This window comes from Solibacillus sp. NPDC093137, assembly GCF_050280445.1.
Taxonomy (GTDB): Bacteria; Bacillota; Bacilli; order Bacillales_A; family Planococcaceae; genus Solibacillus; species Solibacillus isronensis_B.
In genome coordinates, this window is sequence record NZ_JBNNVH010000001.1 from 1,674,085 (window position 1) to 1,686,304 (window position 12,220).

Below are 12,220 nucleotides of genomic sequence, written 5' to 3' on the forward strand. Positions count from 1 at the left end.
GTGCCTGCTTCTTAGCCGTTATTCTTCGTTACGGCGGACGCTTTCCTGTGGGCACGAGGCCAACACGAAGTTGGTCACAAAAGCGTTGCCACAGGACGTGGCGTTCTTAGCTTTTGTTCCTTATCTCAGGCGACTTGCTTATCCCCAAGGAGTCGCCGCCTTCACTCCGAACAACTAGTTAACCTTTTATATCAAGTAAATTCGTCTAAAACAAAAAGAAGGATTGCACAGTGCAATCCCTCTTTTTTTGTAAAACATACTATTAAATTGCCTGGCCTTCCAATACGCGAACGAATTGTCCTTCGTTGTACGGGTAGCCTGCTTTCGTAATTTTAACTTTTACAAGTTGGCCGACCATTTCTTCAGTGCCTTCGAAAATTACTTTTAAGTAGTTCGTTGTATAGCCGACGTATAAGTTTTCATTGTCGCCATCTTTAAAGCGTTCTTCCGGAATAACTTCCAGTACTTCCCCTTCAAAACGGGAAGAGTATTCTTTTGCAAGCTGATCATTCAGTGCAATCAAACGGTGAACGCGTTCATTTTTAATTTCTTCATCAATTTGATCGTCCATTCTCGCTGCAGGTGTACCTGTACGTTGAGAGTACGGGAATACATGAAGCTCAGAGAATTTGTGGTCACGGATAAAGTTATATGTTTCCATAAACTCTTCTTCTGTTTCACCCGGGAAACCTACGATTACGTCAGAAGTAACCGCCAAGTCAGGTAAAGCGATTTTCAGCTTTTCCAGACGCTCTGCGAAAAACTCCATCGTATATTTACGACGCATACGTTTTAATACCGTATCTGAACCCGATTGAATCGGAATGTGCAAATGGTTTACGACAATTTCAGAGTTTTGCAGTACTTCAATCACTTCATCTGTTAATTGAGATGCTTCGATTGAAGAAATACGTAAACGTTTCAAGCCTTTAACTTGTGCTTCCAAGTCACGTAACAGCTGCGCTAAGTTATAGTCTTTGAAGTCTTGTCCGTATCCGCCTGTGTGGATACCTGTTAGGACGATTTCCAAATAACCCGCATCAACAAGCTGCTGAGCCTGACGAATAACTTCTTCCGGATCACGTGAACGCATTAAGCCGCGCGCCCAAGGAATGATACAGAACGTACAGAAGTTATTACAGCCTTCCTGGATTTTCAGCGAGGCACGAGTACGGTCTGTAAATGCCGGTACATCCAATTCCTCATACACACGGTTTTTCATAATATTACGTACCGCATTGATTGGCTGGCGCTCATTGCGATATTGATCGATATATCCAAGCATTTTCTCGCGGTCCTGAGTACCAACAACGATATCGACCCCTGGGATTGCCATAATTTCAGCCGGTGATGTTTGTGCATAACAGCCTGTTACACAAATAACCGCATCCGGATTTTGACGGATAGCACGGCGAATCACTTGACGTGATTTTTTATCGCCAGTGTTCGTTACTGTACAAGTATTAATAACATAAACGTCCGCCTGATGATCGAACTCAGTACGCTCGTATCCTTGCTCTTTAAATAGCTGCCAAATTGCTTCTGTTTCATAGTGGTTTACTTTACACCCTAATGTATGTAGAGATACGGTTTTCGTACGTTCGTAACTCATAATTTATATCATCCTTTCAAGGTTAGCACTTATCTATTTTACTCCGGTGAATTGCCTCTTTTAGTCGACCGGTAGCATGCTCTTCATTCACTTGATGAAGAAAAATATCAACGTGTTTTATAATAGCACAAATCGCTATACAAAGCCTATTTTTTTAACTACTTGTTAAATTACTGGATTCTTCCGTTGGTACTAGTTAGAACGGATATGTTCTTTATTGTCGGATACCTGTTGCAGTATCGCCTGTCCATCCGGTAAACCCATCAGTGATAAAGCAGCCTGTTTTCGAACATTGCTGTTTGGATCAAGCATTAACTTTTTTAGATAAGTGTATGAATCGTCCTCTTTGACAAAACGTAAAATTTCGGCCAGCAATAGACGCTCTTCCCAATGTGTTGAATCGGCAAATTCTTCATAATGCTTCACATGCGTAATTTCACCATACGATGAAATTGCTCTTAATGCACGAAGACGAATTCCCCCACATTCGGAAGTCAGTAACTGTTCAAATAATGAAAGGTAGGAAGGGTCCAAGTTCCTGTTCAGGCATGAGAACTCCAGGAACGCTAATTTCAGCTGCATCGGCAATTCTTCAAAATGATCTTTAAAGTAGTCACAATAACTATCCTCAATATTCGTTAGCAACAAATGGTACTCGTTATCATAAAAAGACAATCTCGGTTTATACATATGCGCCAAAAATAAATTTCTATTATATTTCGCTGCAACCTTTAACATTAATAAATATTCTTCCATAGACCCTGTACGATTGTCTTTTAGTCTGCGTTCGATTAACGGCACTAAAAATTCCAGATACAGAATCAGTGTTCGCTGCAAAGCATGTAAACGGATAGCTTCATCACGGCTCGTCAATTGCTTTGTATAATAGTTTTTCATATTTAATGCAGCATATGTTGAAGCTCTCTCCAGGATCTCTTCTTTATTCATCGATGTAACATATGAAACAAAAATAGAATCAACTGCCGCCAGCTCATCCTTTGTAGTTGAATGATTCCGAAGAGGTTTGTTTAAAACTAAATAATTATACCAGTCCCTCTCATTTTGCTGGATATAGTTATTTATTTTATTGAAGGAACGTGTCTTCCTGTTCTTTCGATAAATTGCAAAAAAGTAAATATATAATAGAATAAAAAGCATTACACTACAGATAATTAAGATCCCTGTTAAAATTTCTTCAATTTTCATTAGTATCGCGACCCTCTCAATCTGTTTTCCATGTTAATTACTAATATATCACCTTTTTTCATTATGTTTATACATCCAATTTTTTCTCCTGTCTCCAATATAGTATTTATAATTGAAATTTGCTCCATTTTCTGTCCATTTAAGTAATTTAAATATAAAAACGCAGATTAATATGTATACATTTTCTATTAGAAAACGGGAGGATAACTCTCCCTTCTTCCAATATTAAAGAGTAAACAGCCAAAATAGACGGAGATTTTCCGCCTATCGACTTAGTCTATTATATTAAATATCATTTGTTTTCTTTTGCAATCCAGATCGCGTTAAGCTTCCCCAATCGTTTTTTCCCCGAATAAAATACCAGAATCCTTGAAGGCGGAAAATAACCATTAGCGGACGGAACCAGAACACTTCCGATAATGAATACAATAATAGTTTCACCGAATCACGGATACGCGGGTAGGTGCCCATACTCCATGCTTCCAGTAAAATAGAAAACATCGAAATCACTGTACTGTAAATTAAAAACAGGACAAACAAAGTAAGAGCTGATTCCAAATATATATTCCCAATTACAAATGATAAAATGACATATATATATCCCAATAGTTCAACAATCGGGCCGATTAATTCAATAAATACAAAATACGGAACAGATATGAGACCGATTTGTTTGTATTTCGGATTGAGCAGCATCCCACGGTTCAGCATAAGACTGCTTAACAGCCCCTGATGCCATCGTCTCCGCTGTGTTTTTAAATCCTTTAGATTATCCGGGGCCTCTGTCCAGCATACCGGATCGGGAATAAATTCAATCGATTTTTTTATTTTATTCTTCAATAAATAGTTGTGCAGCCGGACGACCAGTTCCATATCTTCGCCGATCGTATTCTTATTGTAGCCACCGACTTTTATTGTATATTCTTTCGAAAAGACACTAAACGCACCGGAAATAATTAATAATAAATTAAAACGGCTCAGCGCAATTCTTCCCATATAAAAAGCACGTAAATATTCAATAATCTGCATGACGACAATCGGATTATTCGGGACAACCGATTTCAGAACACTGCCGTACTCGATCTCCGAACCGTTTGCTATACGCACACTTCCACCTGCAGCAATGACTTTCCCGTTGGATGAGACAATCGGCTTCATCACCTGCAACAATGATTTAGTGGATAAAATTGAATCACCGTCAATCGAGCAAAAATAAGGAAATCTTGATACATTTATGCCTGCGTTTAACGCATCGGCCTTCCCTCCATTTTCCTTGTCTACTAAAACAATATTGTAATGGAGCTTAGACTGGTAAATGCCTCTGATTTCCGCTGATGACAGTTGATTCTGTACAGTCCGGAAAACAGGCTCCATCTGAAAGACATCAATCACTGTCTGCAATGTCGAATCTTTCGAACCATCGTTTACAATCACGATTTCATATTGCGGGTATTCAAGTGTCAATAATGATTGAACCGTACTGATAATACCGATTTCCTCATTATAAGCAGGGACAATAATTGAAACAGGCTTCGAATAAACCGCATTTAAATTTACCTTTCCTTCCAAATGTTTATCCAGATTCCTGTCTTTTCTCAGCTGAAAAAAAGCAAAGATCAGCATTAATGTATAGATCACAATAACAAATAACATATATATAAAGATTAATGAACTGAACACTTCGTTAAACCAATAAAGTATTGTTTCTGAATTCATGTATCATCACCCTAACTTCATGACTTCCCTTGCTATATCCGCCGCATACAAATCTTTTTTACTATCGATTATTTGCTGCAATATTACTTGTCCCTTTGGCATATTCAATAATGATAAGGCCGCCTGTTTACGTACTTGCCAATTCGAATCGGCTATTAGCAGCTCAAGAGCTTGATAGGATTTCTCCTCTTTTACAAACCGCAATATTTTTGCCATCATCAGCCTCTCCTCCCAGCTGGCAGAATCAACAAAGCGCTCATACAGCTGCAGATTCGAAATCATTCCGAATGAGGCAATCGCTTTTAGAACCCGGATTCTTAACTCCTGATTGTCCGATATTAACAAACGCTCATAGAAAGAGAGAGAATCATTACTTACATTTGTGCTTAAACTCAGATAATCAAGAAGAGCAAGTTTCAGCACGATTGGCAAGGCATCAAAATGATTTGTGAAATAGTCGATATACCCTTCATCAATCGTCGATAACAAAAGTTTATATTCATAGTCATTCAACGGTAATTTCGGTTGATAAACATGGGCATAAAACAAATTCCGATTATATTTCGCGACTACCCGCAACATTAGTAAATATTCTTCCATCTCATAATCACGTTTGTGCTTTAAATGCTGCTCAATAATCGGTACTAAAAAATCCAGTTCCAGCAATAATGTACGCTGCAAAACATTCAGACGGACCGATCGATCATGGCTTTTTATTTGCTCGATATAGTAATCCTGCATATTCAATGAAGCGTATTCGGAAACTTTCTTGTGAATCGTCTCATTGTTGAGCGTTGTCAAATAAGAAACAAACAAATGATCAATCGCCTTCATTATAATATTATTTTCCGGCCGGTGATCCAGCGGTTTATCATAAACAAGATAGTTATACCACTCTGTTTTATATTGTTCGAAATATACATTCATCTTTTCATTGATCTGATTTCTTTCCATCCCTTTATATACTAAATACATAAATATACAGAAAATAATAATCAGCATGATGATGCCGACTATGACCGACCCGATTAAAAATTGACGATCAATCATATTAACGCGACCTTCTCAAATGATTTTTGATGCGGATCTCAAATATTTTCAAGTTAAAGGGACGGACAAAGTAAGCATCAGCACCATTTTCAAGGCAGTAAAGCTGGGCTTCTTCAGAATTACGAGTTGATATAAATAAAATCAAATACTTTTGATCATTAGGTAAACCGCGCAGAAAATGCAATACCTCAAAACCATTTTTTCTTGGTAATATATCATTCAGCACGACAATATGAGGATGCTCACTTCGGTACCAGTCTGATTCCATAAATTCAAGTCCGTCATTAAACACCCGGACCTCCAAATCCTGTTCAGCGGTTTCCAGATTATGAAACAGATTCGAAAAGATCGATTGTGTAATATGGTCATTTTCGATTATGCTTACTTTCATCTTGATTCGCTCTTTTTCCATAAAATGAGGAATAGCTATCATTTGTGTCTCTGAAAAATTCAGGCTCATCATCTTTTTCTCGCCAGTATCCAGTACTTCTTCAAGGGGATGAGAAGAATTTGCAATTTCTGCAATTACAGCTACAAGCGGCATTTTTAATGGTGACATCGCAGTTTGAAGCCGACCTAAAAATGATTTGGATTCCATTACTTTGCTAATTGTCAGTACCAAAATGACATATTGTTTTGACTGATGGGCAAACACAAAATCTGATTTTCTTAAATTTTCTTTTACTACCTGATAGAAATCTTCGTAACTCACAGCAGCTTCCTCTGAATATTTCACGAAAACAAACGTAAAATGAATTCCCTTTTTTCTTATATAAGCTAGCTGCAAATCATAGAGTTTCTTTAAACCCTGAAAATTTCCAATCCCATTACTAAACTGACTCGTCGTTACTTCCACCTGTATTTCACCCCTATTCACGCAGATAATCTGATCATTGCTGTTCACGATTCATTGAATATTTAAGAATTTTTCCTGCAAAATATAATACGATTCCTTCAAACGTTCCTTATATTCCGGAAGAGTCCAGCCTTCCCATGTATAGCTTTTCAGGTCTGACTTATTTGCCGGGACACTCAGTTTCGCTTCATCATTTTCGATCATCAATAGCCCAACTTCAATCCCTTCTGTAATTTCCCTAGTCATCTCCTCATTCGCATACAAATCAGCCCATACTTCCCGACGGCTAGGATCAGTAAAGTTCAGCAATAGCCACGGAATACGGATTTCCACAACACCAGCCGCTTCATTGACTTCATAATCGGCAAGTGAATCATAATCCGGGCTTTCCGGATTGCCGTTTCCTTTCCTCAGCTTTCCAGTCTCGTATTTTTCGAATGGATAGGTCTCATCGAGTATTGGAATCGTCAGCTGTTTATTCAGTGCATACTCAATAGGGTTAAATTGCCCGCTGTTTTTTTGAGTTACACCTTCAACTGGAACTTGCTCCAAAAGTTCACCATATAGTTTCTGAAACAGATCATAGTACGCATCCACTTCCAATCTGCTGTTTTCCTCATCTTTAATCGTGAGTACAAAATCCGCTTCGTTTAACAGCGGATAACCTTTATACGTCGAATTCCCTTGGTTTTTTACTGTACTGAAGTAAATCAATGGATAATAATCATTTGAAAACTCCACATTTTTTGCATCTAGCCGTAAATATAAATACCGTTCATCAGAATCCATAAACATGTTCAGCTGTTCGGTTTCATACACCGCTTTTTTACCTGTCCAGTCCGATGTATCCCCATCTACTTTTATTTTCAATGTATCAAAGCTGAGCAGTCCGAATTGCTGTTCATTCGTTTGAGCATTTGACCAAAATGGCCGTTGATCCGGATTATCGAGATCCATCGTATTCCACGTCCTTTTGAACCATTCATCCTGCCAGGAGAATACTAAACCACCAAGCATGCCTTCGTGCAGAATATCTTCATAGAGACTGACTAAATATTCCCCTTGCTGACGCTCTGTCACAAAGCCCTGATTCCAGCCAAACGGATTTTTATGGGTCAATCCGCGCGAAGCCGGGATTCCGAATTCCGATATTAGAATCGGCAATCTGTGCGCTTTCTTCAGTTCATTCAAATACGCTGCATAGTTGTTTGGCTTTCCGCGATGGTCGATATACTGCAAATACTCAGGGGTAAAGTTCATAAAATCAGGGTAATACGGATACACATGATAATTTGCAAATTGACCAACTTGCTGAATTTCGTTTTTTTCATATATAACATTCGGATTTACCGACGCCATGTCTTCCTCTTCACTCGGTTCATACGGATGGTCGAGTAAATCAGTCGTTACCCAATTCGTAAAGCTGAATGGACGCATCCAACTATATTGCTCTATTTCGTACTTGGCGGCATACTCCATTTGTTCCGCAAGCCATATTTCAAATGGCGCTGCGTCCTTTGTCGCAAAATACCGGCCGTCGAATTGAGGCTTGCCATTATATTTTTCATTCACAGATTGAACTGCCTGCGGATACCATTCGATACCGATCATCCACCCCATTACATACGGAGCAACATTGGCAGTATAGCTCCCCGATGCATGACCAGGCTGATGTTCAATTTCTGCATTGCCATGAAGAATATCGATAATATTTTTCATTTCCTTTTGGAACTTCTCCGTCGGTTCACCATATACATCCAACTGCTCAATTACCGGTTCTTCTTCGAGCCATACCCCATGGAACAAGTAAATCGGTTGTTCATGCGACTCATTGTATTCGAGCAACGCTTCATAGAATGCAGGTGGATGTATTGTGTAAATTCGAATAGCGTTTGCATGCATTTCACCGATTGACTTAAGCCATCCTGAATAATCTTCCTTAGTAATGCCAGCTTCACCCGGGAATAGACCCGGTTTTGCCATCCCGATATTTACCCCTTTAATCGTCATTTTCTGCCATACGCCGTTTTTCAACACTTCATATTTATCGTTCAATATCCGGGCATTATAGGCAACCTCCTGCTCATAGACCGGTTCAACCGATGTTTTGGCTATTTGTTTTGATTTCGGGGAATCCACGTTAACATCATCTCTTTCTGAAACGGATTGATTATTCATTAGATAAATCGCGAGCGGAACCGAAATGAGAAGCAGTAATCCAAGTAAAACCAACTTTTTCTTCAACAAAGCCACCTGCCATTATTCAAAATAATTTAAAAGGGAAAGAATTACTTTATTGTTTCTCTTCCCCTTAAACACGGAGGAGAAACAGAAAATGGCTGATAGAAAAGGAAAACACCCATTTCTATAAGAAATGAGTGTTAGCTATTATTAGTTATTAATATATTTTTCGAAAACATCTCCGAAATCTTTTTTTACAAATGATTTCTTTTGCTCGAGCAGCCAGCTATGTGAAAATGCTGTAATCTCCTTGAACGCCTCAGCTGGTGAAACCCCTTCATTGCCAGCGCGGCCGATTGCAGATGCCGCTAAATTCAAGCTTTGTTTTGCAGCATCCATACTGAATGTATTCGCTTTTTGTTCAAGTGAAATGGCATGAAGCGCTTTGTATAAATCCTTAATTTCCGTTAAGTGTTTTTTATGAATATCAATGCTTAACGGCACATTTCCGATCACAAATTTGATCTCTACATCCAAATCGATTGTCCCCGCAGTTTCCAGCAGTACTTCTTCAATCGCAAAATGTTCGTAGTCATAGCGGCGCAGCATACGTTTTTTACTGATGGCATTTGCGCCGTCTACATGGATTAATGCGTAGTTTGTGAAGCAATACTCATCTGCTTTTGTTTTAATCAGGAAATAAATTTTTTCATCAACTTCATTAAAAATAAAATCATCCGAATCTGTTTTGTCAAAGTCCTGTCTTGAAATCACTACCCCAATATCTGATAGACCTAATGCATCTGATGCTAATTTTTTGAACATTGTATTGCCTCCTTTAAATGAATAGTTATTATACGTTTCCATTCAAATAAAAGTTTCATACAATGAAATCACTTTCTAAGCATTCGTTTGAATGGCTGCAGGCTGATGCTGTAATTGTCGCTGTTTCTTTTTATACAGTTCCACTTTCGGCAATGGTTTAACAGGAAGCAATGTCTGTTTATCCTGCTGTAAAATGCCGTTTGCTGTAATACGGGCCGATTCCAGAATAATTGGCAAGCCACTGCCCGGGTGTGTACCACCACCGACTAACCAGCACTGATCCAGCTCTTCAAATTTATTACGTGGACGAAATACAAGCATTTGTGACAATTGGTGTCCTAAGTTGAACGTCGCTCCTTTATAAACATGAATATCTCGTTCCCAGTCAGCAGGTGTAATCATACGCTCTTCTTCGATATACTCCCAAATGTCCTTAATGCCCAGTTTATCCGATACCATATTTAATATCATATCCCGGAATGGAGCTGCTTTTTCAGACCAGTCAATTCCACTCATATTATTCGGTACCGGTACTAAAATGTATAATGTCGATTTCCCTTTTGGCGCAACCGTTTCATCCGTTACGACGGCATTTTGAATGTAAATCGATGGATCATCGGACATCAGTTTTGTTTTTGTAATTTCCTCTACATTTTTCCGGTAATCTTTCGCAAACCAAATTGTATGATGCGGTAAATCAAATCGTTTATTGACACCTAAATACAGCATGAACGTTGAACAAGAGTATTGTTTTTTCTCAAGTTTTTCAGGTGTATATTTTTTTAATAGTCCTGGCTCAACAAGATTTGTCATCGCATGTGCAAAATCTCCGTTAATGATGACTTCATCCGCTTCGATCTCCTGACCATCTTCCAGCAGTAAACCCGTTACTTTTCTGCCGTTTGTTTTTAATTTTTTCACCCCATTATTGAGTAGGATTTTCCCGCCTGATTCCAGGACAACTTTCGCCATCGCTTCTGTCAGCTTATTGATTCCGCCTTTAATGTGGTAAACGCCGTAAGCGTGTTCAATATATGAAAGAATTGAAAATGCACCGGGACTTTCCCATGGAGACATCCCCAGATATTTTGCCTGGAATGTAAAAGCGAGCTGTAATTCCTCTTCGTTATAAAACTTTGACAGTGTATCAACAAGGGAATTTCCTACTTCCAATTCTTTGAACGCTTTCATCACTTTCGGGTTGAACAAATCTGTCAGCTTATTCATCGGAGCCTGCAGCACAGGGGCAAGCACTTCAAGTTTCTTTTGTGTCTGCTCCATATAACGCTCATAGCTCCCCTCATTTCCAGGGAAAAGCTCGTTGATTTGACGAATCATTTCATCTGCATCACGTGTCATATTAATTTTTTTGTTATGGTAGATTAATTGATACATAGGATTCAAATCAATCAAATCCACATAGTCGTGAATATCGCGACCTGTTAATTCAAAAATCTCTTCTGCAATGTACAACATATTTAAAAACGTCGGGCCCATATCAAATTTATAGTCACCAAGCTTAATTTCGCTTGTTCGACCACCTACATAAGCCTGCTTTTCATAAATCGTTACTTCATAACCTTTATGGGCCAATAACATGGCGACCGCTAATCCGCCAGGACCTGCCCCTACCACTGCAATTTTTTTCATTTATAGTTCCTCCCTGTTTCGATTCGATATTGTACAACGATTTCCTCGTACAGAATAATTTGTATAATGTTCAGTAATATTCTTTATTCATTTCACGATTAATATTAATAAAATTCCATATTGTAGCTGTTTACAATAAAAATCTGTCCAGATACACTATTTCATGTTATACAAACATTATACATATTTGTTTTTCGTTATACAAGGAAGAAATACACTCAATTTGAGATAGTTTGTAAATAAGGGGGTCCGGTAGACAAAACAAAAAGCCTTAATTTCTATTTGTGTGAGAAATTAAGGCTCTTTGCTTTGTTTAGGTCTGTTATTTTAATTCATTCACTATTCAAATTCGTACGAAATTGCAGATAACGCATACAACGGTGCCGTCTCTGCCCGTAAAATACGAGGCCCCAGTGACATTGTCTGTGCCCCTGCTTCAAGGAATACTGCCGATTCATGACGGGAAATGCCGCCTTCAGGACCGAAAATACATAAAATGCGCAACGTTTTTTCCATATTTAACGATTGCAGCTTTTGCTTAAATGTCGTACGTGTCGCCAACTTCGCATCCTCTTCATCTGCAATATATACAGCATCATAGTTAGAGAATGTTTGTACAAGCTGTTTGAAACTGATTGGTTGTACAACATTCGGGACATATGTACGATGCGATTGCTCAGCCGCTTCCTGAGCGATTTTTTGAAGGCGTTCCTGGTTTTTCTTCGCTTTTTTATCATCCCATTTTACAATTGAACGTTCCGCAGCAAACGGGATTAATGCATGCATACCGAGCTCTGTTGCCTTTTGTGCAATCAGTTCCAGTTTATCACCTTTTGGCAGGCCACATGCAATATCGACTTTAACCGGCATTTCCGGCGAAGGGATTGTCATACCTGTTTTTTTTGCATGTACATCCTGGTCCAGCTCGGTAATTTCACAAACATACGCTACATTATCATGTACAACAATGATTTCTTCTCCTACCGTCATACGCATTACTTTTGAAATATGACGCGCGTTTTCTCCGGAAATGATAAATTGGTCCATTTCATTATCCACTGTATCTACAAAATATCTTTGCATTGTCTTCACTCCTTGTTGATAACGTAAAAATCGAACATTTT

General features: G+C 38.7%; 9 protein-coding genes. All 9 read right to left on the reverse strand.

Translation table 11 applies throughout. The features are described from left to right. Nucleotides 1-262: 262 nt before the first annotated feature. The 9 genes from mtaB to ACQKN3_RS08675 all read right to left on the reverse strand — a co-directional run bounded on the left by mtaB (nt 263) and on the right by ACQKN3_RS08675 (nt 12,179). On the reverse strand, nt 263-1,612 hold the full coding sequence (mtaB, locus tag ACQKN3_RS08635) for a tRNA (N(6)-L-threonylcarbamoyladenosine(37)-C(2))-methylthiotransferase MtaB (RefSeq protein ID WP_251689119.1): 1,350 nt from the start codon (nt 1,610-1,612) through the stop codon (nt 263-265). A gap of 192 nt (nt 1,613-1,804) precedes the next feature. Beyond that, the gene (locus tag ACQKN3_RS08640) at nt 1,805-2,818 is read right to left on the reverse strand and encodes a HEAT repeat domain-containing protein (RefSeq protein ID WP_427710803.1); all 1,014 of its coding nucleotides are present in this window, start codon (nt 2,816-2,818) and stop codon (nt 1,805-1,807) included. 285 nt (nt 2,819-3,103) lie between these two features. After that, nucleotides 3,104-4,534: a glycosyltransferase family 2 protein gene (locus ACQKN3_RS08645; protein WP_427710805.1), complete on the reverse strand. Its 1,431-nt coding sequence runs from the start codon at nt 4,532-4,534 to the stop codon at nt 3,104-3,106. A gap of 6 nt (nt 4,535-4,540) precedes the next feature. Next, nucleotides 4,541-5,584 (reverse strand): HEAT repeat domain-containing protein, encoded by a 1,044-nt coding sequence (locus tag ACQKN3_RS08650; protein ID WP_427710807.1) that lies wholly within the window; start codon nt 5,582-5,584, stop codon nt 4,541-4,543. Between the two features lies 1 nt (nt 5,585). Continuing rightward, nucleotides 5,586-6,440 carry a response regulator transcription factor gene (locus tag ACQKN3_RS08655; RefSeq protein ID WP_427710809.1) on the reverse strand — a complete coding sequence of 285 codons (855 nt, stop codon included), beginning with the start codon at nt 6,438-6,440 and terminating at the stop codon, nt 5,586-5,588. Between the two features lie 51 nt (nt 6,441-6,491). Continuing rightward, nucleotides 6,492-8,684, reverse strand: a complete 2,193-nt coding sequence (locus ACQKN3_RS08660) for a hypothetical protein (protein ID WP_427710810.1) — start codon at nt 8,682-8,684, stop codon at nt 6,492-6,494. A gap of 147 nt (nt 8,685-8,831) precedes the next feature. Continuing rightward, nucleotides 8,832-9,446, reverse strand: a complete 615-nt coding sequence (locus ACQKN3_RS08665) for a PH domain-containing protein (RefSeq protein WP_251689129.1) — start codon at nt 9,444-9,446, stop codon at nt 8,832-8,834. 75 nt (nt 9,447-9,521) lie between these two features. Beyond that, complete coding sequence (locus ACQKN3_RS08670; RefSeq protein ID WP_251689131.1) at nt 9,522-11,096, reverse strand: phytoene desaturase family protein; 1,575 nt, start codon at nt 11,094-11,096, stop codon at nt 9,522-9,524. 339 nt (nt 11,097-11,435) lie between these two features. Next, nucleotides 11,436-12,179 carry a 16S rRNA (uracil(1498)-N(3))-methyltransferase gene (locus ACQKN3_RS08675; RefSeq protein WP_427710813.1) on the reverse strand — a complete coding sequence of 248 codons (744 nt, stop codon included), beginning with the start codon at nt 12,177-12,179 and terminating at the stop codon, nt 11,436-11,438. Between the last annotated feature and the right edge of the window lie 41 nt (nt 12,180-12,220).